The organism is Paenibacillus sp. EKM212P (assembly GCF_011066115.1).
Classification (GTDB): Bacteria; Bacillota; Bacilli; order Paenibacillales; family Paenibacillaceae; genus Paenibacillus; species Paenibacillus polymyxa_B.
In genome coordinates this window covers 338,640-360,339 of the sequence record NZ_JAAMNR010000006.1, presented here as the reverse complement: position 1 = coordinate 360,339, position 21,700 = coordinate 338,640, and the positions used below count along the sequence as shown (strand labels likewise).

At 46.6% G+C, this 21,700-nt stretch carries 22 protein-coding genes and 1 other annotated feature; all 22 genes read right to left on the bottom strand.

Features of this window, described 5'->3' with window-relative positions; all coding sequences use genetic code 11:
• Positions 1 to 41: 41 nt before the first annotated feature.
• Positions 42 to 479, bottom strand: coding sequence for an ACT domain-containing protein (locus G9G54_RS19290; RefSeq protein WP_165179236.1), 438 nt, complete (start codon positions 477 to 479; stop codon positions 42 to 44).
• Positions 480 to 636: 157 nt separating this feature from the next.
• Positions 637 to 1,947: a GTPase ObgE gene (gene obgE, locus G9G54_RS19285; protein ID WP_061828806.1), complete on the bottom strand. Its 1,311-nt coding sequence runs from the start codon at positions 1,945 to 1,947 to the stop codon at positions 637 to 639.
• Between the two features lie 13 nt (positions 1,948 to 1,960).
• Positions 1,961 to 2,698: a Spo0B domain-containing protein gene (locus tag G9G54_RS19280; protein WP_165179235.1), complete on the bottom strand. Its 738-nt coding sequence runs from the start codon at positions 2,696 to 2,698 to the stop codon at positions 1,961 to 1,963.
• Positions 2,699 to 2,844: 146 nt separating this feature from the next.
• Positions 2,845 to 3,162, bottom strand: coding sequence for a 50S ribosomal protein L27 (gene rpmA, locus G9G54_RS19275; protein ID WP_039272574.1), 318 nt, complete (start codon positions 3,160 to 3,162; stop codon positions 2,845 to 2,847).
• A gap of 5 nt (positions 3,163 to 3,167) precedes the next feature.
• A complete protein-coding gene (locus G9G54_RS19270; RefSeq protein ID WP_013311591.1) occupies positions 3,168 to 3,506 on the bottom strand; it encodes a ribosomal-processing cysteine protease Prp in 339 nt (112 codons plus the stop codon).
• 13 nt (positions 3,507 to 3,519) lie between these two features.
• On the bottom strand, positions 3,520 to 3,831 hold the full coding sequence (gene rplU / locus G9G54_RS19265) for a 50S ribosomal protein L21 (protein WP_013311592.1): 312 nt from the start codon (positions 3,829 to 3,831) through the stop codon (positions 3,520 to 3,522).
• Between the two features lie 13 nt (positions 3,832 to 3,844).
• Positions 3,845 to 3,932: a sequence feature (ribosomal protein L21 leader region), on the bottom strand.
• A gap of 98 nt (positions 3,933 to 4,030) precedes the next feature.
• Positions 4,031 to 5,215: an Rne/Rng family ribonuclease gene (locus G9G54_RS19260; RefSeq protein ID WP_165179234.1), complete on the bottom strand. Its 1,185-nt coding sequence runs from the start codon at positions 5,213 to 5,215 to the stop codon at positions 4,031 to 4,033.
• A gap of 48 nt (positions 5,216 to 5,263) precedes the next feature.
• Positions 5,264 to 6,142: a M50 family metallopeptidase gene (locus G9G54_RS19255; RefSeq protein WP_165179233.1), complete on the bottom strand. Its 879-nt coding sequence runs from the start codon at positions 6,140 to 6,142 to the stop codon at positions 5,264 to 5,266.
• The gene (locus tag G9G54_RS19250) at positions 6,135 to 6,980 is read right to left on the bottom strand and encodes a peptidoglycan DD-metalloendopeptidase family protein (RefSeq protein WP_165179232.1); all 846 of its coding nucleotides are present in this window, start codon (positions 6,978 to 6,980) and stop codon (positions 6,135 to 6,137) included. The genes G9G54_RS19255 and G9G54_RS19250 overlap by 8 nt, the downstream gene beginning before the upstream one ends.
• Positions 6,981 to 7,234: 254 nt before the next feature.
• Positions 7,235 to 8,032: a septum site-determining protein MinD gene (minD, locus tag G9G54_RS19245; RefSeq protein WP_061828810.1), complete on the bottom strand. Its 798-nt coding sequence runs from the start codon at positions 8,030 to 8,032 to the stop codon at positions 7,235 to 7,237.
• Positions 8,033 to 8,035: 3 nt separating this feature from the next.
• Complete coding sequence (minC, locus tag G9G54_RS19240) at positions 8,036 to 8,698, bottom strand: septum site-determining protein MinC (RefSeq protein ID WP_013311597.1); 663 nt, start codon at positions 8,696 to 8,698, stop codon at positions 8,036 to 8,038.
• 82 nt (positions 8,699 to 8,780) lie between these two features.
• Positions 8,781 to 9,311 (bottom strand): rod shape-determining protein MreD, encoded by a 531-nt coding sequence (mreD, locus tag G9G54_RS19235; protein WP_069290212.1) that lies wholly within the window; start codon positions 9,309 to 9,311, stop codon positions 8,781 to 8,783.
• Complete coding sequence (gene mreC, locus G9G54_RS19230) at positions 9,311 to 10,132, bottom strand: rod shape-determining protein MreC (protein ID WP_165179231.1); 822 nt, start codon at positions 10,130 to 10,132, stop codon at positions 9,311 to 9,313. Before mreC ends, mreD begins: the two co-directional genes overlap by 1 nt.
• 55 nt (positions 10,133 to 10,187) lie before the next feature.
• On the bottom strand, positions 10,188 to 11,222 hold the full coding sequence (locus tag G9G54_RS19225; RefSeq protein ID WP_013311600.1) for a rod shape-determining protein: 1,035 nt from the start codon (positions 11,220 to 11,222) through the stop codon (positions 10,188 to 10,190).
• Between the two features lie 105 nt (positions 11,223 to 11,327).
• Positions 11,328 to 12,020 (bottom strand): RadC family protein, encoded by a 693-nt coding sequence (radC, locus tag G9G54_RS19220; protein WP_025722728.1) that lies wholly within the window; start codon positions 12,018 to 12,020, stop codon positions 11,328 to 11,330.
• 13 nt (positions 12,021 to 12,033) lie between these two features.
• Positions 12,034 to 12,642: a Maf family protein gene (locus tag G9G54_RS19215; RefSeq protein ID WP_061828812.1), complete on the bottom strand. Its 609-nt coding sequence runs from the start codon at positions 12,640 to 12,642 to the stop codon at positions 12,034 to 12,036.
• A 22-nt stretch (positions 12,643 to 12,664) separates the two neighbouring features.
• Complete coding sequence (locus G9G54_RS19210) at positions 12,665 to 12,907, bottom strand: DUF4321 domain-containing protein (protein ID WP_023989955.1); 243 nt, start codon at positions 12,905 to 12,907, stop codon at positions 12,665 to 12,667.
• A gap of 121 nt (positions 12,908 to 13,028) precedes the next feature.
• Complete coding sequence (locus G9G54_RS19205; RefSeq protein ID WP_165179230.1) at positions 13,029 to 14,294, bottom strand: SPOR domain-containing protein; 1,266 nt, start codon at positions 14,292 to 14,294, stop codon at positions 13,029 to 13,031.
• A gap of 166 nt (positions 14,295 to 14,460) precedes the next feature.
• Positions 14,461 to 15,840 carry a UDP-N-acetylmuramate--L-alanine ligase gene (murC, locus tag G9G54_RS19200; RefSeq protein ID WP_013311605.1) on the bottom strand — a complete coding sequence of 460 codons (1,380 nt, stop codon included), beginning with the start codon at positions 15,838 to 15,840 and terminating at the stop codon, positions 14,461 to 14,463.
• 6 nt (positions 15,841 to 15,846) lie between these two features.
• Positions 15,847 to 17,223: a bifunctional folylpolyglutamate synthase/dihydrofolate synthase gene (locus tag G9G54_RS19195; RefSeq protein ID WP_165179229.1), complete on the bottom strand. Its 1,377-nt coding sequence runs from the start codon at positions 17,221 to 17,223 to the stop codon at positions 15,847 to 15,849.
• Between the two features lie 36 nt (positions 17,224 to 17,259).
• On the bottom strand, positions 17,260 to 19,926 hold the full coding sequence (locus G9G54_RS19190) for a valine--tRNA ligase (protein WP_165179228.1): 2,667 nt from the start codon (positions 19,924 to 19,926) through the stop codon (positions 17,260 to 17,262).
• Positions 19,927 to 20,335: 409 nt separating this feature from the next.
• Positions 20,336 to 21,664: a LysM peptidoglycan-binding domain-containing protein gene (locus G9G54_RS19185; RefSeq protein ID WP_165179227.1), complete on the bottom strand. Its 1,329-nt coding sequence runs from the start codon at positions 21,662 to 21,664 to the stop codon at positions 20,336 to 20,338.
• Positions 21,665 to 21,700: the final 36 nt, after the last annotated feature.

Genomic DNA, 21,700 nt, shown 5'->3' with positions numbered 1-21,700 from the left:
ATTCCCCTCCCGCAAACTTATATCTAATGAACTGTATTGCCTTAACCTTGCCCAATCAGGCGAACACGTTTGACTCCAGAGATGTCCTCCAAGCCCTCCAGTAGAACACCCAACTCTTCACTGAGTCTGGACATTTCTACCGAGATAACTACGTTGGCTCTGCCTTGCAGTGGAATACTTTGCTGGATCGTCAGCACATTGCCTCCGAAATCAGCCACTCTGCCAAGCACCCTGGACAACATTCCGGATTGATGTTCTAAATCAATAGAGATATTGACAATTCGCTCACGCTCCAGCTGGTTAACCAAATGTATGCCATCCTTATATTTATAAAAGGCGCTTCGGCTTATCCCAACTTGCTCCACGGCATCATGCACGGTTTTAACATCTCCTGAAGCCAGCAGCAGTTTCACCTGTATGGTCTTAACAATAGCTTCAGGCAAAATATCTTCCCGTACCAAGTAATAGCGCTCTTTCAAGAACGTCCTCTCCTCAAAGACTTATGTTTTTGTATAGAGGACATTATATCGAAACTCATGAAAATCGGCAAGCTAACAATGCAAAAAACGGCTACTGCCTTCTATAGAGTTTCCTATAGTACAGTAACCGTTCAGGTTTTAGACCTTTATTTGATTTTTAGTAGTAGCTGCTGCCTTCAACAAATTCGAACTCGAAATCAGCAATGCGTACAGATGTACCATCTTTGGCGCCACGCTTGCGTAACTCAGCATCCACACCCATGTGGCGTAACGTTCTTGCTAATTTCAAAATGGCATCATGCGAGTTCAACTGCATGCGCTTCATCATGCGCTCAATTTTAGGGCTCTGCACTACGAATGTGTCGTTTTCACGTACAATTGTAAAGCCATCGTCTTCTGCTGTATCCAGCTTAAATACCTTACGTTCATTGACTTCTGCTACTTCCTCAACAACTGGCTCGTCCGGTATTTGATCCAGCAAATCAGCAGCCCGGTAGAGCAGTTCCTTCACACCTTGACGTGTCAGTGAGGAAATAGGCATGATTTCAAGATCAGGACGTATAGAAGCAATCTGCTCTTTGAAGTGAGCCAAGTTTTCTTCAGCTTCTGGCATATCCATTTTATTGGCCGCCACAATTTGCGGACGCTCAGCCAATGCTGCATTATATTGCTTCAATTCGTCGTTAATTTTAGTCCAATCTTCAAACGGGTCACGTCCTTCGGAGCCCGCCATATCCACGACATGGATAATAATACGCGTCCGCTCAATGTGCCGCAGAAATTCATGTCCCAGCCCAATACCTTCATGAGCTCCTTCAATCAAACCAGGCAAATCCGCCATCACAAAATTACGATGATCACCCACATCCACAACGCCCAAATTCGGAGTAATCGTTGTAAAGTGGTAGGCCCCAATTTTCGGTTTTGCGGAAGATACAACCGACAACAAGGTAGACTTCCCAACACTAGGGAACCCGACCAAGCCTACGTCAGCCATTACTTTTAACTCAAGCGTGATATAACGTTCTTGTCCCTCTGCGCCGTTCTCAGCCAACTCAGGCGCTGGATTACTCGGCGTAGCAAAACGGATGTTTCCGCGTCCTCCGCGTCCTCCTTTAGCTACGACGACTTGTTGACCATGACGTGTCATATCTGCTACTACTTCACCAGTATCATCATCTATGATGACCGTTCCCGGTGGTATACGTACGATCATGTGCTCCGCATTGGCTCCGTGTTGACTTTTGTTGCGACCTTTTACTCCACGCTGGGCTTTAAAATGACGTTGGTACCGAAAATCCATCAAGGTACGCAAACCCTCATCTACACGGAAAATTACGTCACCACCGTTCCCTCCGTCACCACCACCTGGGCCACCTTCAGGAACGTATTTCTCACGGCGAAACGCAATTAATCCGTCTCCACCGTCACCGCCTTTAACAAAAATCTTCGCTTTATCTACAAACATGGTTACACCTTCCTTATGTCTGGCACTGCATCCGAATTTGAAGCATTTCGCCCGTAGGAAGCTTCTCTGTTCGAATGCGTTTACTTCCGGGTACGGATCTGACCTGCTTTAGGATATTCAAATCCGCAGGTATGTCACTTCCTTCAAAACGGACGATAACATCATTCTGATCCATACCGAAAAAAAGTGTCAATCTGCGCACTTCTCCCCAGGACGACCGGCCCCCGCCATATTGATACGCACGCACCGTTTCTATGACGGCCGAGGCAAGCGACTCGCCGTCTTCGGGAGACATGACAGCGTCTAACTTTAACTGCTCCTCAACCTGTACCGACAACTGTAAATTACCGGCGTTCACGCGAAAAGACTGCAAATAAAACACCAGTGAGGGAATACCCAACTTAGATATTTTACTGTCTTCCGCTACGCGCCCTTTTATTGTTTCCACATAAGCAACAGATTTATCATGCTTATTCATACGAATATATCCATAAAGCACCTGCAAGTCATTCATCCAGTCATGCCGATGATGGTTAAGCATTGAAATCGCTGTACGTTCAAAAGAACGCAAAGCAGCTTTCCGTTCATACTCAATCTGTCTTTGCGTATACCAAATACCAAAGCATGCAGCAACTACAGACCATACTGCTAATAAGATAATCGTTAATACTTTAGGATAGAGCAGTGAAAAAACCAAAGGAATCAGAATGGAACCCAACGCCAGATAAGGCGCTCTTATCCGCTGGAACATGGCTTCTCTCCGTTCTGCGAAATTAAATGGATTATTAAAGAACCTTAAATCCAGTATAGCACAGACTAACTTTCCAGTTCATTACCATCATGCAAAAAAGCCTCCGACAAAAGTGCCGGAGGCTTTTCAGCGTGTCTAAGCCGCTATTAAGCTTCTACAGTAGCTGCTACTGGAGCAACGTCGATCGGGTAGATGCTCACCTTTTTACGATCACGGCCCCAACGTTCGAACTTCACAACGCCGTCCACTTTCGCGAACAGAGTGTCGTCCTTACCGATGCCCACGTTCGTGCCCGGGTGAATTTTCGTTCCGCGTTGACGAACCAGGATGCTACCGCCGGTAACTGCTTGACCGTCAGCACGTTTCACTCCAAGACGTTTCGATTTACTGTCACGTCCGTTTTTTGTGGAACCTACACCTTTTTTCGATGCGAATAATTGAAGATCCAATGTCAATTTCAACATGATGTCTACCTCCTTCTTTGATTATTTTCTATTTGAATATACTTACCGTATGATTCAGCAATACTTGTCAGCATAATCACCATGGACTCCAGCAACAGTTGAACCTGTGCGTTCGCATCATGATAACTTTCAGGAGAAAGATACGCGCTTAAAAAGCCGTTTTCCATTTCCGTTTCCATCTCAACGTCCGTAAGAGCTCCAATCGAATTGACAGTTCCTACTGTTACCGCCGAAACGCCAGCACATACGATATCCTCGCCAGATTTAGCGAAATTTGCATGTCCTTTAACGGAAAACCCCTGTATGCTGCCATCCTCCAGTCGTGTAATACGCACGATAATCACTTATCGCACCCTCTTACGCTTGGATTTTTTCAATCGTCACTTTCGTGTACGGTTGACGATGACCTTGCTTCACATGGTAGTTCTTTTTAGGTTTGTATTTGTATACGATGACCTTTTGACCTTGACCATGCTTCTCAACTTTAGCTGTTACAGAAGCTCCAGAAAGAAGCGGTGTACCTGCTGTCAAGCCATTGTCGCCGGACACTGCCAGAACACGATCGAACGTTACAGTTTCACCATCATTAGCTTCCAACTTCTCGATGAACAATACGTCGCCCTCTTGAACTTTGTATTGCTTACCACCTGTTTCGATAATTGCGTACATTTGCTTGCACCTCCTTATGTCTCAGACTCGCCTAATAGCAGGTGGCAGATTCCCTTAGGATGCTGCACTTCAGTACCTGATTGGAGCGGTTACAGCATGTGCAGCCAATCTTACGCATCACACATACTAAATGATTATAGCACAAGCTTTGTACACATTCAACCTTTAGTTTTAAAATGATTTTTGGTTACGCATCGCTCTACACGAGCGTCTTTTCCTCACGCACTTTTTTGCGGGTCATTTCCAGCAAACCTAACCGCGTCCAACCGACAACATAAGATTTGGTCCGATCCTTCTTCAATCTTGCTTCCAGCACAGAGGATACTTCCCGACGGTTCTCCTCTTGTTCCATGTCAATAAAATCAATGATGATGATACCACCAATATCACGCACACGTACCAGGCGGGCAATCTCTTCAGCTGCTTCAATGTTAGTCCGGGTCACCGTTTCTTCCAGATTACTGCCTCCCGTAAACTTCCCGGTATTCACATCAATGACGGTTAATGCCTCCGTATGATCAATGACAATGTATCCGCCGCCCTGCAGCCATACCTTTCGCGCAAAATCGCGTTCCAGCTGCTCATGAACGCCATAAGCTTTGAAAATTGTTTCTTCTGGACCATGAAATATACTTACATGAGCTTTCGCAGGACCAATCTGTTGCAGCATTATTTCTGCATCCTTTGCTTGCTCTTCACTGTCAATGACCAGTTCATCCTGTTCAGGTGTAAACACATCCCGAATCAACCGCTGAACAATACTTAAATCCCGGTGTAATTCGCACGGAGCCGAGTGTTCACCAGCTTTACGCTGAATAGCCGCCCACTGCTTACGTAGTTGATTCAGATCATTTTCAATCGCCTCTATACTCATGTCCTCCGAAACGGTACGGATTATGAGTCCTTCCTCGCTTGTGCGTAGCTGCTCTCCCATTGCTTTCAAACGGGTACGTTCGCCCTCACGTTCGATCTTCTTGGACACGGCCACATAATCAGCACGGGGCATATATACGATCCAGCGACCCGGAAGTGAAAAATGAGTGGTGACCCTCGCTCCTTTGCTACCAACAGCCTCTTTTAATACCTGTACTACAATTTCCTGCCCTACCTTTAGCACTTCAGAAATGGATGGCTTTACCTCCGGCTGCTTGTCCAAATGAGCATGAAGTACGTCATCTACATACAAAAAGGCATTCTTTCGCTGTCCAATGTCAACAAAGGCGGCTTGCATACCTGGTAGCACATTGACCACCCTCGCTTTGAAAAAAGAACCTAGAATTCCCCGTTTTCGCGGTAGTTCAGCCGCATATTCAACCAATCGTCCCTCTTCCAACAGCACCATTTGGGTCATCTGCTGCTGGCATTGTACAATCATTTGCTTCATGGTTTTTCAACCTCTCTGGATACAGCCTCTTCCTTAACTCATAAAACATTATTTGGGCTTGGGTTCTCCACCATCTGGCGGGCGTGTCGCAAAATAAGAGCGAATAAGACGTTGCTCCGGCAATACGGCTACAATCCGTCCCTGTTCATTCATAACATAAACCATATGATACCGATCTCTTCTGAAAAGACGCAAAATAGGCTCCAAATGTTTCACTGGCAGGGATACAATAGGTAAGGCAATACTTCCCTTAGCTACTTCGTGGTAAAAAAGCTCGTCCCTCCCCAGCAAAAACCGTATAAAACGGTAAGGGATATTCCGATAATCCACAATATTAGAATAAAGCAAAAAAATCCCTACCGCCAGCAGATTTAAATGGATAGGTCCATTTTGCCTTAACAACGGCGAAATACCATATATACAAAATAGCAAACTCGTTACGATACTGGCTCTAAAAGTCCACACTAATGTGCGGTGATAAGAACAAGATAAGCTAATCAGTGCCTGCAATATTTTTCCACCGTCAAGTGGTAAAATGGGCAGCAAATTAAACAGTGCAATAACTGCATTCCCCTGAATGATATAATTTACATAATCATACTCCAGTCCACTCACATTTCTGAACCACAAAAGGATGATGATCATGATTCCGTTTTGCAGGGGCCCCGCTAGCGCAATGACAATCTCCTTCCACGCATTGAGCTTCCCCTGATCCTCAATGACCGCCACTCCTCCAAAGGGTAACATCTGTATGGAAAGCACCCGCGCACCCAACAACGAAGCAGCTGTCGCATGACCTAGCTCATGAATAAACACCAATGTAAATAAAGTTATGATCTCGATAAAATGTCCAGTTAATATAGAGGTCAGCATAACCAATACAAACAGTGGATGTAGTGATAAGGTCACCCCTCGGACATTAATCAAGGGCTACCACTTCCGACGGGTCAATGTATTGATCCCCTCTCTGAACTGCCAAAAACAAAGTCGCCGCCTCGCTGCCGCTGTGACTTGCTGGCAGTACACCGATCTCATCTCCCTCCTGAACCCAGTCGTTCACTTTTAAGGTAGAGCGGGAAAGCCTTCCGTAAGTTGCTGTGATACCGCCAGTGTGTCGAATTGTAATCGAAATCCCGCTTTTGGGATGATTTAATATGTCTAATACTCGACCTGCATCTATACTTTTAACAGCGATTGCCCCGTTATCGGTAACATTCGGCGTAATTTCTACCCCTTTAAGGCTCAGTACAAAAGGCTGTGTTATATTGCCTTCAATCGGTGGAGAGCCCTTTCGACTTGCGTCTACCTTGTGCGTTTCATGCTCCTCGCCAAAAATCGGCAAAAAGGAAGGTGCTCCGTCAAAATAAGTTTCATACCATTGTCCGACGGCTGCAAAATCCATATCCTTATTCAAGGCATCCGCAATAAACATTCTCAAATTCACTGCATAGGGAATATCCCAACGAAACATTCCCCATACCATTCCAAATAACACCGTTGCTATGACTGATCTTCGCCAAAAGGAAGTCCAAAAAGACGGACCACGATTCGTCCCAAAAGATTGCTGCCAGCGTTGCCGTTCATTTTTCCACTCAGTTTCTGGGTCTCTGGGCGAGTTGGCACTGACTATAGGCATCGACTTCATATCTTTATCCCCGTGCCTGTTCTGATATATGCCAGAGGGATACATCTCCGCTTTGCTTCCCGCGATTAGCTGCTGTATACGTTCTTCTCTGCGCTGCTTGATTCCGGAATTTTTATTCATCCTGTTCAGCCCCCTCAGCGAGGTATGTTTGATACATCTTATGAGGACGGGCTTCAACTTATGTTGTCCGGTTCGGGATTACGCACCTAAAAATCAAAAAAACCGGCGCTAGCGCACCGGATATGTTTTGTATTTATGATATTTATGTAGTGACTCTAAATTTTGAGAAACCGTATTATAGGAATTTAAAAAGATAAACCAAAAACACTTAAATAAGATTATCACTTATTTAAGTGTCTAGTATTACAATTTTCTCATCCACCCATACCAAAAAACTTCTTAAAGCGTGTCATCACGCTTTTCTTCTGGTCCAGCTGCATGAGGGGCACTGTATCGCCCAAGATTCGTCTCGCAATGTTACGATAAGCAATCGCGGCCTGTGAATCTGGATTCATAACGGTAGGCTCCCCTGTATTAGCGGCTTTAATTACCATTTCATCATCCGGCACAATCCCAATAAGGTCTATGCTAAGCACTTGTAAAATCCCATCAATATCCAACATATCTCCGGATTTAACCATGCTATTGCGAATGCGGTTAACCACCAGCTTGGGTGATACCACATGTGAGCTTTCCAGTAAACCAATTACCCGGTCTGCATCGCGTACGGCTGCATTTTCCGGGGTGGTCACAACAATGGCCTGATCGGCCCCGGCAATGGCATTTTTAAAGCCCTGTTCAATACCCGCAGGGCAGTCGATCAATATATATTCAAAATCCTTTTTAAGCTCCAAAATAATATCCTTAACTTGCTCCGGCGTAACAGCACTCTTGTCCTTGGTTTGAGCGGCTGGCAGCATATACAGCTCCTCAAAACGCTTGTCCTTAACCAGTGCCTGATTTAAACGGCAACGACCTTCCGCTACATCAACAAGGTCATAAATAATCCGGTTTTCCAGACCCATCACAACGTCTAGATTACGCAAACCGATATCCGTATCCACCAAACATACCTTTTTGCCGAGCAGTGCAAGCGCTGTTCCTATATTGGCTGACGTCGTCGTTTTGCCGACGCCGCCTTTTCCTGAAGTGACGACGATAGCCTCTCCCATGTGCTACACCCCTTTGAACACGTTAAAATCGCGGCCCAGACGCACAATATTGCTCATTTTATCTATTTGCATAGCGCCATCCTTGAGATACGCAAATTCCATACCGGATTCACGTGTCTCCCATTCGTCTGGTGGACGGCTGATCATTTCGGAAATTCGCAGCTGTGTCGGTGCAAAATAGGAAGCCGCAATGATCGCTTCACTATTTCCCTCCATCCCTGCATGCGCCATGCCTCGCAAAGCGCCGAGGACATAAATATCACCAGTACATGTTATAATTCCACCCGGGTTTACATCTCCCAAAAAGAGTAGGTTCCCATTGTGATGAAGCACTTGACCAGAACGGATAATCCCTGTCACCGTGTGAATAGGGGGCTTTCCCTGCACTTCCACAGGCAGTCCAGGTGATTCTACAGACCTGATGAGCAGATTCCCCTTTTGCTTCAAGATCTCCAGAATACTTTCCTTCTGTTCCTCTGTCACTTCTCGGCTTCCCAGCTTAATATCCACATGAATGATCGGGCCTGTTAAAATATTTTGATGACTGTGCTCCAGCTTAAAACGCAGCTCACCTAGCAAATCCTCAAACTCGCATTGATCGTCCAGCAGGAATACCAGGCCATCTTTGATGCCTTTAATCGTGACATGATTCGATTTCACCGCCATTAGCCTGTCCCTCCTATCTCAATCATTTCGTCCCCGGGACGTCAAATCCCTGCTAACCCGGACAAAATGTGTGTAAAAAGACCTAGACGGCCTCTTCCTTTTTCACACGGGTACCCAAACGCTGCAATTGCTTGCGAACCGGGACATAAATGATGAGGGCGAACAGAAAATGGATAAATAAATCAGGAATCATATACTGAGCAAGTGCCCAATTGAAAGTCTGATGATTCAGCTGGAACAGCTGATCAATAGCAAAAAGCATAGAATCCAGCAGGAAACTACCAATCAACACGGCTGCCATCATAATGGGCATCGGCGCACGTCGTGCTGTAAAAACAAGCCCCAATAAGTATGCAGACAACCCCATTGCAAAAGAGTAAGGCCCAATGATAAACCCGTAGAACACTACATCATGAATAAGTCCAAAAACAATACCTAGCACCAATGCTGTATGACGGCTGTAATACACAGACACAAACAAGATCACGACATATACAAAATTCGGAACCATTCTTGAATGCCAACTATCCGGAAGAAGCCACGGAAGAATCGTCCCTTCAGCTATAAACAGTACAAACAGCAGCAGTATTAGAACCTGACCGCGCATCTTCATTATTCCGGTACCTCAGGAGTATAAAGGATGAGCAGTTCTTTCCAATCCACAAAGCTGGCTGCCGGTTTAACAATCGCTGTTCGTGTTTTGCCAAATTCCCCAACCTGAATCTTCTCTACCGTTCCAATCATTAGGTTTTTGCGGAATTTCCCACCTGCACCAGATGTAATAATCTGATCGCCCTTTGCGATTGGGTCTTTTTCTTCAATGCGAGTCATTTGAAATCTGTTCGTACCCGGATCATAGCTTTCAATCATACCAAACGATTGATTTTCCTTGCCCAAGACTGTCGCTGCAATGGCATAAGAATTCGGATTTTTAGGATCCAATGTAGTCAACAACGTAACGGTGGACGTAAAATTCCCAGTACGACTAATGACTCCTACAAATCCTTCAAGCGAACTGACTTCCTGACCAACCTTCGCTCCGTCCTTCTCTCCAATATCAATCACAAGCGTTTTGGAATCATTGCTGACGCTGTTCACTTGAGCAACGCGATAATCATAATTATTTTTCGCTTTTTGCGTTTGGGTGAACTTCAGTTCATTCTGCAGTCTGGCATTTGTTTCAACATAATTATGGGTCTGAATCTGGTCACGAGTCAGCTTTGCCACAGCAATTTTTAATCGTTCATTTTCTTCGTAGATGCTGCGCATATTTCCGATATCTTCAAAGAAGCCCGCTATTGCTGAAGCGGGCCTGTAAAAGATACCTTGCACAAAGCCAATTGAATCTCTGGCGAACTTCTCGGGCCAGGTTAAGGAATTTCTCTGTCCAAGTGTAATCCCCATAAGGGCAATAAACAGAACGATTCCGATCAATAGAACAAATAGTCTTTTATTGCCAAACAGCTTAAACAGTTCCTACACCCCCGATTCAACGTTTGGAACGGACGGCAGAACTGCTGCGCGATTTGAACAAATGAATATTTTCCAGCGCTCTGCCTGTACCGATTGCCACACAATCCAGAGGATTTTCTGCTACGATCACCGGCATTCCGGTTTCACCTGCCAACAGCTTGTCCAGATTACGCAGAAGTGCTCCACCACCCGTCAGTACGATTCCTCTATCCATGATGTCCGCTGCCAACTCGGGAGGGCATTTTTCCAGTGTTACTTTGACCGCATCCACGATTGCATTGACTGTATCCGATAATGCTTCGCTAATTTCATCAGAAGTAATCGTAATCGTCTTCGGCAAACCTGTTACCAGATCACGTCCGCGGATTTCCGAGGTTTCCACTTGCTCTAATGGCATAGCTGAGCCAACTTCCATTTTCAGTTGCTCTGAAGTCCGTTCACCAATCATCAGATTGTATTGACGCTTTACGTATTGGATGATGGACTCGTCCATTTCATCACCTGCCACACGCACGGAGCGGCTTGTTACAATCCCGCCCAGGGAGATGACTGCCACCTCGGTTGTACCTCCACCGATATCGACAACCATACTTCCTGTTGGCTCCCATACAGGAAGATCAGCGCCAATTGCTGCTGCAAACGGCTCCTCTATCGTATATGCTTCTCTTGCACCTGCTTGCTTCGTCGCATCTTCAACAGCACGCTGCTCCACTGCAGTAATGCCTGAAGGCACACAAACCATCACGTTCGGATGACGTGGAAACAAAGAGCGTTGGGCTTGCGCCTGACGGATAAAATATTTGATCATCGTTGCTGTTGTATCAAAATCAGCAATGACACCATCCTTCATCGGACGAATCGCACGGATATTTCCCGGTGTGCGACCGATCATTTTTTTCGCAGATTCACCAACAGCCTCAATGGTTTTTGTATCTGTACGCAAAGCAACTACAGATGGTTCACGAACCACAATTCCTTTACCTCTTACGTATACAAGCGTGTTTGCCGTCCCCAAGTCTATTCCCAAATCTTTTGTAAAGCCACCCAGCATGATGTAATCTCCTTTTCTCTTCCCTGAAATCTGTTATCCATGTATAAACGGTTTATTCAGGCCGGATTATCCGGTCGTGTTTAAATGTTTGATTTAAATATTATATTATATCAGACCTTGTTCCTTCAAACTTACAAAGGTCCCGTCCCCGATCACAATATGATCAAGCACGTCGATACCCACGATGTTGCCCGCTTCCATCAGGCGGCGAGTCAACTGAACATCCTCTGGGCTTGGCTTCGGATCACCGCTCGGATGGTTATGAGCGCAAATTATTGAAGCACTGCTGCATTTGATTGCTGCCCGAAATACTTCACGAGGATGCACGATGGCAGAATTCAGGCTACCCATAGATAGTGTTTCCTGAGCAATGACATGATTTTTAGTATTAAGGAACAAGCATACAAAATGCTCTTTCTGCAAATAACGAAGCTGCTCAAACAGCAGATCTGCCACATCCCGCGGGCAACTAATCACCGGGGTCTCCAAATGGCGAGACAATGCTAATCGACGCCCCAGTTCGATACCCGCTTTTAGCTGTATCGCTTTAGCATCCCCAATGCCCTTAATCTGGGTCAACTCGCTCAAGCTCATATCCACCAGTTGACGCAAATTTCCTGCCTGCTGCAAAATACGCTGCGCTAAATGCACCGAAGACTCATTTTGCGTTCCTGTACGCAGCAATATTGCCAGCAACTCCGCGTTGCTTAAGGCATCCGCCCCATATGTCATCATGCGCTCTCTTGGTCGTTCTTCATGGGGGAGGTCGCGAAGCATCAGTATTGGCGACTCCAGCATATGTTTATCCCCTTTATGGACGCAACACATTCACTCCAAAATCGGACAGCATGTCCGACAGCAAGGAAAGCGGCAATCCTACGACGTTAAAATAACAACCCTGAATAGATTCCACCAGCGTAGCACCCATGCCTTGAATGCCATACGCTCCTGCTTTATCAGACGGTTCACCAGTATTCACGTATGCCACAATTTGCTCTTGACTCAGAGGCTTCATTGTAACCTCCGTTTGGCGATGTCTGACAAGCATTTCGCCGGTTCCGGTATGTATGCAGGCTACCCCGGTGTACACACGGTGTGTTCTTCCCTGCAATGCAGTCAGCATGCGAACCGCGTCCGCATGGTCGGCAGGCTTGCCCAGTACCGAACCATCCAGCACGACAATGGTATCACTGCCAATCACCAGTCCGGCTTCCTTCGACTGAGTGGCGGTGTTCACGACCGCTTCGGCTTTGCGTGCCGCAAGGGTCTCCACGATTTGCTGAGGCGTCCAGCTCTCAGGCGTGCTCTCATCCGCATGACTCGGCACCACCTCAAAGGGGAGTCTCAAAAATGCGAGTAATTCCTTCCTTCTTGGTGAAGTCGATGCCAGAATAATGCGGGGCGTAATTTTCCCGTCCATAAGGGAAGCTCCTTTTCATCAGTTAGAGCCTGCGGTACAGCCAGAACGCGGCAATGATGCCGATCAGACTAAGCAGGCTCAATTCAAAATTTATCGTTATGTTGTAGCTGATAATATCCAGGTCCGCTCTCGGCGACCAAGATATCCTAGTGGGGTGGGTCAGAAAGGAAAGGAACTTGATCGATTGAAGAGCTTTGGCAATCCATGCACCCAAGAGCCAACCGAGCAACAAAAACAGTATAAGCATTCCTACATTTTTTTTCATCCTGATCTTCCCTCGCCATTTTTTGACACCTTCATTATTATACGGTGATTTGTACTGCAATACAAACAGAAATCCGGCAAGGGGAACTATTTCCAGTTCCTTGCCGGAAAATATGGTTAGTCTATTGTTTTATGAATTGGATAAATTCCTTCTCACGCAAAACATATTCCATCATGGAGGACTGAATCTCCCAAATGTGTTCCTTGGCTGTATTCTTATTGTATTCCCCAAGTGCAGAGATCGCGCTGTTCATCGCCTTTTCAAGTGAGGTTGCGGAAGCAACCGCTTCCTTTGGAAGACCGGTAGGAAGTGCAGTGATATTTTGTGTCCACTGCTGATGCAGGTCGTTCAGCTCCTTCATGTCGGAGGCTGGCACCGTATTCGCACCTCCTTCTCCCAGCAAGGTTGAGGAAAGTCCGCTCAACTTACCCACCAATGAACTACTTAACTGAAAAAAGCCAGTGAGTTTATCGCCTTCGCCTCCGTAAGCCGCTTTTTCGAATCCAGGCAATTCAAGCTCACGAACATACAATTCGACTCCTTGTGTTTTCAACTGATTGCTGAGTAACTTAGCTTGCTCCCTATCCGGTGATATTCCTGCATATACCCGGTTTTGGTCCTCGGTATCCCCTCCTGCTGCAATGCCTGCCTTCAACAGTTCTTCTTTTGCTTGTAAGGCCCGTTCTGGAGTGCTGAAAACCCCATATTGCAGCAAATAGTAGGTTTGTGGAGGTACCTGAGCCTCTATGACAGTGACAGGGACAGAATTCTCTTTTGCAGATATTGCATCCACACCAACGGATTCTTTAAAGACCGGTACAGCCTCCTCTACTGAGGGATCTGCTCCCGGGACCATGCCTCCTCCGTTAAACAGTAACAACATAATATATCCAAACATACCCCCGGTCACCAGTGCGCTGGCTACAGAACCAACCAGTTTCCATCTAGAAGGGTGGGGCGGACGTTTTCTGTACTCTTGGCCAGAATGATAAGCTTCCTCATTCTCTTCTAGGCTATCTGGTAGAACGTCCGCATCTGACCAAGAAGCCGCCGAACGGCCAAAGGGGTCATCCCATCCCTCTTGTACTCTTAATGTCGGAGCAAAGCGCCGACTTGAAATGCGTTTATTCAGATCCTCAGGCTCATTGAGCTCTGCTTCTTGCGTAGTTACAGCATTTTTATTCATTCCTCTAATTCGATCCGTTCCTTTTTGCGGGTTATCAGCTTGATGAAGCTTATCTTTTTGATATAACCCCTTATCTCTAATCGTTTCACGCTGTTCGTTCGTAATCGACTCGTTTTTGTACGGAAGCACCTGTAGCTTATCCTCCCGGCTTGTCTCCGGCAACTGTTGGTCGAACCGGAATGTCATCTTGGTCTTGTTCATGGATGCACTCCCTCCTTGTCCCATACTTCCTCATAGTCTGTTGTATGAGTCAAGCTAAGAATATATGCCCCAGCATTACAAAAAAAGGTATCCCGAAACACAGTCGTGTTCGGAATACCCTTGAATAAATGTAATTCATTGGCGTAACAGCTCTTTTTTATACGTATTACACTTGCTGTCCGCGAAGATGGCGCGCTAACGCGTCACCTGCTTTCCAAATATCTCCCGCTCCCATCGTCAGCACAAGATCACCCGGCTGTAATCGATCCTTCAACTCCTCGATCACGGCTTCTTTGGTCGGCAAATAGATTGCATTAGCATTGCTGTTTTGGACGATTAAATCCACGAGCTTGGAAGAATGCACGCCTTCAATCTGTTTTTCTCCCGCTGGTGAATAAATATCGGTAATGATGACTTCACTAGCCTCGCTAAACGCACGGCTAAACGCATCGAGCAGGAAAAAGGTGCGGCTATAGCGTTGCGGCTGGAATACAGCAATAATACGCTTGCCAGTCGCTCTCGCTGCGCTAATCGTAGCCTCAATCTCTGTTGGGTGATGCGCATAGTCATCAATAATCAGTATGTCATTGCTTTCACCTAGTACTTGAAAACGACGCTTCGCTCCGTGAAATTCTACAATAGTAGCAGCGATTTGATCGAATGGAATCCCTGCTTCCAAACAGGAAATCACAGTAGCCATCGCATTATACATGTTATGTTTACCTGGTACAGATAGTTCGATCGTTCCGAGTGCTGTTCCCTTACGGCTCATAGTGAAGCTTAATCGACGGTCACCTAATTGGATATCTGTCGCCATATAATCCGCTTCATGCTCCACTCCATAAGTAATGACCCGAGTCTGGAGCTGAGGAAGCATTTCCCGGATGTTCTGATCATCTGCACATACAATAGCCGCCCCATCCGGTCGAATTTGACTCAAAAACTGTACATAGGCACTTTTCAGACGATTAAAGTCGCCATCGTAATTTTCCAAATGATCCGCTTCAATATTGGTTACAATGCCTTGCCAAGGATGATATTGCAGGAAAGAACCATCACTCTCATCCGCCTCAGCAACGACAAACTCGCTTTTACCTGCTTTGGCATTCGTCCCCAAATTCGTGATTTCGCCGCCAATAATATACGTTGGATCAACGTTACATCTTTCCATAACCAGAGCGATCATGGAAGAGGTTGTCGTTTTACCGTGCGCACCCGCAACAGCTATTCCCTTCCGTTCGTTAAGCAAGCGAGCCAGCATTTGCGAACGATGCAGAGTTGGAATATTCAATTCCTCCGCTGCCACCCGCTCCACATTGTCACGTGACAATGCTGTTGAATAGACGACGATATCCGCGCCTGCAATATGCTCAGGTGTGTGTCCAATATATATTTTTGCGCCTTTTGCCGCCAGTTTTTCTGTCAGCTCCTGTGATGCCACATCTGAGCCAGTCACAGTATAACCCATCTCCAGCATGACCCGAGCAATCGCGCTCATCCCGTAGCCGCCGATACCGATAAAATGAACATGTTCCGAAGTAATCAACAAATTTCACCAACCTTTTTCCGAATCGGTTTGATACATAAGGGTAGCCCGTACATCCGCAATAAGGTACAGCGTGCCGGACACCACCCCCAGATCTTCCGCTTCCGTATGTGACTGAAGCAGGCCTAGAGCCTTTTTCCAGTCACCTTCTACAATTATTTTTAAATCCGTTTTGGCATAAGACGGCCGCAGCTTCTCCACGAGATGAGCCAATTCAGCGGCATTCATTTTGCGGCGAAAATCGGGCTCGGTCAGGATAAGCGTATCCACTAGTGGCAGTATATGCTGCAAGTATGCTTCATGATGCTTGTTTGACAGCATTCCCATCATTAAAACCAATTTTTTGTACGAATACACTTGAGGAAGACTCTTGGCCAGCGTCTGTGCTCCTTCTGGATTATGAGCTCCATCAAGGACAATCCTCGGCGAGGTACTGACTTGTTCGAGACGCCCTGCCCAGGCAGTTTGCCTAAAACCCTCCAGCAATTCTGCATCATCCAACACAAAAGCCATATACTGACGTAGGACCTCAAGTGCCATCATAGCTCCTGCCGCATTAGAACATTGGTGCTCGCCTAACAACGTGATGTCAATTTCCATATGTCGGAAGGGCCCCGCGAATGAAAAGGTTTGAGCTGTTTCATCCCCTTTTAGCCGTTCATACGTAAACTGTTCTCCTGCCAGGTACAAGGTAGCTCCTTGCTTTGTCGCCGTTTCACGTATGACCTGAATAGCCTCGGGTTGGGAAACACAACTGACGACAGGTACACCCGGTTTGATGATACCGGCCTTTTCCCTTGCAATCTGTTCGAGCGTATCTCCCAAGATATCCGTATGGTCATAGCCGACATTCGTAATAACCGAGACGATTGGATTCACGATATTAGTTACATCCATCCTTCCCCCGAGACCTGTCTCCCATACCACAACATCTGGGAAAGATACCGTAGCATAGTATAAAATAGCCAATGCTGTCGATACCTCAAACATCGTAGGTGATCCCAATTCACTATCTGCGATTTCTTTCACCAACGGATACAAGCGATTGGCAAGCAAAACCAGCGTTTCATCGGGAATATCGATCCCATTGAATTGAAAGCGGTTCGTAAATCGGGTGATGTACGGAGACGTAAAAGTCCCGACATCGTACCCACATTTCAGTAGCACAGAGGTCAGAAAGGCACAAGTCGAGCCTTTACCGTTGGTTCCCGCAATATGCACAAATTTCAGATGTCGTTGCGGATCACCCAATTTACTCATTAGTTGTTCAATTCGTTCCAGTCCAGGTCTGATACCAAACGGAATCAAGCCGTTAATCCATTCCACTGCCTCATCATAGCTTTGTAAAGGAGCCGTATCTCCGCCCCTGATCGTATCTGACATCCTCTTCACCTTCAGGTCATTTTATTGTGAGTGAAATTATCCCTTGAGTTCTTCAATACGTGCGATAACTTTAGCGCGCTTATCTGAGTAATCGGCTTGCTTGGCCTTCTCTTCCTCGATGACTTTAGCTGGTGCCTTCGCCACAAAGCCTTGGTTAGATAACTTTTTCTCCACGCGCTCCACTTCACTGTTCAAATGCTGAAGTTCTTTTTCCAGTCTGCTAATTTCCTGGGCAATATCAAGCAGTCCGGCCAGCGGCAGGTACAGCTCTGCGCCGCTAACTATAGATGTCATCGCTTTATCTGGAACGGTGAACTCTAATCCCGCGTCGAATTCAGACGTATTACAGAATCTACGCACATATTCCCCATTGCGGTTAATGATATCGAGAACGGCTTGATCGCCGGGTTTTATGAGCAACTCAATTTTTTTACTCATCGGCACATTGACTTCAGCACGGATATTGCGCACAGCGCGAATTACGTCGATCAGCAAATTCATTTCTGCAACTGCATCCTTATCCTCAAAAGAAGGATCATAAACAGGCCAAGCGGCCAGTGTAATCGTCTCTCCCTCATGCGGAAGATGCTGCCATATTTCCTCAGAGATAAACGGCATGAACGGATGAATCATGCGCAGTGTCCGATCCAATACATATGCAAGTACGGACTGCGTTTTCTTTTTCGCCTCTGCATTTTCGCCATATAGGGAAAGCTTCGCAAACTCGATGTACCAGTCGCACAAATCATCCCAAATAAAGTTATACAGAAGGCGGCCTGTCTCGCCAAATTCATAAGCATCTATTAGACGCGTGATGTCGCGTGAAGTTTCGTTTAGACGATGCAAAATCCAACGATCAGCAGTGCTTAAGTCACCAGTAATGTCTATATCTGCCGAAGTGACGCCTTCCAGGTTCATCAGCGCAAAGCGTGACGCGTTCCAGATTTTATTGGCAAAGTTACGGGCCTGCTCCACCCGCTCCCAGCGGAAACGAAGGTCTTGCCCAGGCGTGCTACTGGTGGAAATCATATAACGCATGGCATCGGTACCATATTGGTCAATCACGTCAAGCGGATCAACACCGTTGCCGAGGGATTTGGACATTTTTCTACCGTCCGCATCACGAACCAACCCGTGCATAAGTACGTCCTTGAACGGAATCTCTTCCGTAAACTCCAACGCGGTAAAAATCATACGCGATACCCAGAAATAAATAATGTCATAGCCTGTAACCAAGACATTAGTCGGATAGTATCGTTTGAGGTCCTCTGTCTGCTCAGGCCAGCCCAGTGTCGAAAACGGCCATAAAGCCGAGCTGAACCAAGTATCCAGCACATCCTCATCCTGTTTTAGCTTTCTGCCAGCATACTCAGGCAAAGTTGTAGGGTCCTCTGCCGATACAATAACTTCTCCGGTTTCTTCATCGTACCAAGCTGGAATACGGTGTCCCCACCATAATTGACGGGAAATACACCAGTCACGCACATTTTCAATCCAATGCAGATAAGTACGTTCAAAGCGATCCGGTACAAAGTTTACGCCGTTGCCAGCCTTCTGCACTTCAATCGCTTTAGCTGCCAGAGGCTTCATTTCCACAAACCATTGTGTGGACAGATAAGGTTCTACAACTACACCTGTACGTTCGCTGTGGCCTACTTGATGTACGTGCTCTTCAATACGAATCAGTACACCCTGCTCTTTCAGATCAGCGACGATTTGCTTACGGCAATCGCTACGATCAAGGCCCTGATATTTGCCTGCTTCGGCATTCATCGTTCCCGTTTCGTCCATCACCGTAATTTGTGGCAGCTGGTGACGTTGTCCCATTTCAAAGTCATTCGGGTCGTGAGCCGGTGTAATTTTAACCGCGCCGCTACCGAAATCTTTATCAACGTAGTCATCCGCAATGACCGGAATTTCCCGTCCGATGATTGGGAGCACAAGCGTTTTGCCGATCATTTGCTTGTAGCGTTCATCTTCCGGGTGTACAGCTACAGCTGTATCGCCCAGCATCGTTTCAGGACGTGTAGTGGCTACCGTAATAAATCCGCTACCGTCTTTCAGTGGATATTGCAGGTGATACAGATTTCCGTTCACCTCTTTGTATTCCACCTCAATGTCCGATAATGCAGTACGTGCAGCAGGGTCCCAGTTAATGATGCGTTTACCGCGATAAATCAGACCTTTCTTGTACAGTTTAACGAATACCTCACGTACCGCTTGGGACAGTCCCTCATCCAGCGTAAAACGCTCACGAGAATAATCGAGAGAAAAGCCCATCTTTTCCCATTGGTTATGGATATTATCTAGATAAAGATCCTTCCACTCCCACACTTTCTCCAAGAACTTCTCGCGGCCCAAATCATAACGTGTCAGGCCTTCTTCACGCAGCTTTTGCTCTACCTTTGTTTGGGTAGCAATACCCGCATGGTCTGCCCCTGGCAGCCACAAGGCATCATACCCCTGCATCCGCTTGGCGCGAATAATAATATCCTGCAAAGTAAAGTCAAGAGCATGTCCAATATGCAACATACCTGTAACATTCGGTGGTGGAATAACGATTGTAAAAGGCTCTGCCTCTGGATGTTGCCCAGCGCGGAAATAGCCCTTCTCCATCCACGTTTTGTACCATTTTTGTTCTGCTGATTTTGGATCGTACGTTGTTGGCATTTCCAAGGTTGTCTTGTTGTCTTCTTCTGACATATCAGGATACCTCCATGATTTTTCAATTGGCAAATAAAAAAAGCCTTTCATCCTCAAAGGACGAAAGGCTGTTCTCTCGCGGTACCACCTTTGTTTCACCCCTTGTGTATGTATCCACTGATCCATTACACATGGTGTGACACTTTATGCAGATAACGGTTGCGGACCGGCCTTATTCTACCGTGAGCCTCTTATCTTCCGTAGGAATTAAATGAGGAACCGTTCAAACAGGCGACTCCCGGGTGACTTCGGCCAGTAGCTTCCTGCGGAACCTCACAGCGCTGCAATTCCACTCTCTGAAGGGCTTGCTGCCTACTCTTCCCGATCTCAGTCTTTCAATAACTATACCACATCATACATTTCCCATTGACTATAGTCAACACCCGCCGTGCATTTTTCAGCAACCGGATCAAGGGATATACAATACCTGTCCTTCTTCCACATGATGCTCCGCCAATCTGTTATACAGTTGAAGCTCACGTGTGCTGAGCTGATAACGGTCAGCTATGGTTTCCAGTGTATCCTCGCGCTGTACAATGCATAACCGCACCTTACGAAAAGGTGTTTCATCTTGTGTATGAAAAAAAAGGTTCTTCCACTTGGCATTCTCTCGCTCTTCTTCGGCTTTATGATCCTGATCCTGCGGCTCCTGCTCCAACTGCTGCTGGTATTCGGCTTCCTTCACCGAACGGCTGGATTGGAGCAATGATGAGTAGACAACCGGGTCTGGCTCGTCTGCCCCTTCATCCTTTTTACTGTTGAGCGCTACACGCATCTCTGGCTTATCCTCAGTAAAGGTATCATGGGCCTCGTGGTTAACCTGTTCTGACGCTTCAGGCCTGAAGTCGAAGTTATCTACTTGACTCGCTTCCAACTGTGTCTCCAGATAGACCTCGGACTCCGTGGCATGATGCGGTTCAGACAGCAAAGGTTCATATACTATATTAGGAGATGCGGAAGATACTTTAGGCTCATTTCCCCCTGCCCATGCTTCCTCTTGCTGAAATCCCCACACTTCCGGAGACCCATGCTCATGCTTGACCTCGGGAGAGCTGTCTTCAACTGCTTTGCCCGTCCAAGGCTCATAGAATCGGTTAGGATCTACTGCCGACTCATAAGCTTGCTGTTCCGACAATGACTTCTGTTCCTCATGGTCCTTAGACGGCTGTTCCCAAGAAACGGACTCCTGTTGTGCTGGCACTCTGTAGGAAGTTTCAGGATCTGTAACGTAATCGGAGGACGAGTCATTGGTAGAATAGGCCTCTGCATGATGCTCTCCATCGGCGGAAAGGGATTGAACCGGATGCTCAGGTGCATGCACTACGGTAAATTCCTCATCCAGCCAAACCGCCGTCTCCTCCGCGTGCGAGCTTTCCACGCCATGCAAAGAAAGAACGCCTGTAATATTTAGACTACGTAAAGAAAGCAGGTCCACATCAAAATTTTCAATCTCGACAGAGATATCTTCCAATCTCCCTACGCGGTTTAGCGGAATGGTAATTTCCACAGGGATCAAATGATGAAGCTCGCTCGTGATCTGTTCAGGTGTGCGGTACACGCCCTCCAGCAGCAAATGCCCTCGCAAAGCGGCATGGTCGCCGTGGGTTACAACCTGAATGCGTGGCAGAAGCTCAATTTCCTCCAACTCAGCAATCCCGGCAGCTTCCTCCGTCAAATGAATGCGTTCATAAATATCAAAACGCAAGCCTTGCGGCTGATCATTCTGTTGTTTATTCAAGGATGGCATCCTCCTTTGGGCAGTCTCCGCACATCC

Coding starts and splice junctions, on each gene's coding strand:
- obgE (WP_061828806.1), bottom strand. CDS start 1,947: ATGTTTGTAGATAAAGCGAAGATTTTTGTTAAAGGCGGTGACGGTGGA.
- G9G54_RS19280 (WP_165179235.1), bottom strand. CDS start 2,698: ATGTTCCAGCGGATAAGAGCGCCTTATCTGGCGTTGGGTTCCATTCTG.
- rpmA (WP_039272574.1), bottom strand. CDS start 3,162: ATGTTGAAATTGACATTGGATCTTCAATTATTCGCATCGAAAAAAGGT.
- rplU (WP_013311592.1), bottom strand. CDS start 3,831: ATGTACGCAATTATCGAAACAGGTGGTAAGCAATACAAAGTTCAAGAG.
- G9G54_RS19260 (WP_165179234.1), bottom strand. CDS start 5,215: ATGAAGCAAATGATTGTACAATGCCAGCAGCAGATGACCCAAATGGTG.
- G9G54_RS19250 (WP_165179232.1), bottom strand. CDS start 6,980: ATGAATAAAAATTCCGGAATCAAGCAGCGCAGAGAAGAACGTATACAG.
- minD (WP_061828810.1), bottom strand. CDS start 8,032: ATGGGAGAGGCTATCGTCGTCACTTCAGGAAAAGGCGGCGTCGGCAAA.
- minC (WP_013311597.1), bottom strand. CDS start 8,698: ATGGCGGTGAAATCGAATCATGTCACGATTAAAGGCATCAAAGATGGC.
- mreD (WP_069290212.1), bottom strand. CDS start 9,311: ATGAAGATGCGCGGTCAGGTTCTAATACTGCTGCTGTTTGTACTGTTT.
- G9G54_RS19225 (WP_013311600.1), bottom strand. CDS start 11,222: ATGCTGGGTGGCTTTACAAAAGATTTGGGAATAGACTTGGGGACGGCA.
- radC (WP_025722728.1), bottom strand. CDS start 12,020: ATGCTGGAGTCGCCAATACTGATGCTTCGCGACCTCCCCCATGAAGAA.
- G9G54_RS19215 (WP_061828812.1), bottom strand. CDS start 12,642: ATGGACGGGAAAATTACGCCCCGCATTATTCTGGCATCGACTTCACCA.
- G9G54_RS19210 (WP_023989955.1), bottom strand. CDS start 12,907: ATGAAAAAAAATGTAGGAATGCTTATACTGTTTTTGTTGCTCGGTTGG.
- G9G54_RS19205 (WP_165179230.1), bottom strand. CDS start 14,294: ATGAACAAGACCAAGATGACATTCCGGTTCGACCAACAGTTGCCGGAG.
- G9G54_RS19195 (WP_165179229.1), bottom strand. CDS start 17,223: ATGTCAGATACGATCAGGGGCGGAGATACGGCTCCTTTACAAAGCTAT.
- G9G54_RS19190 (WP_165179228.1), bottom strand. CDS start 19,926: ATGTCAGAAGAAGACAACAAGACAACCTTGGAAATGCCAACAACGTAC.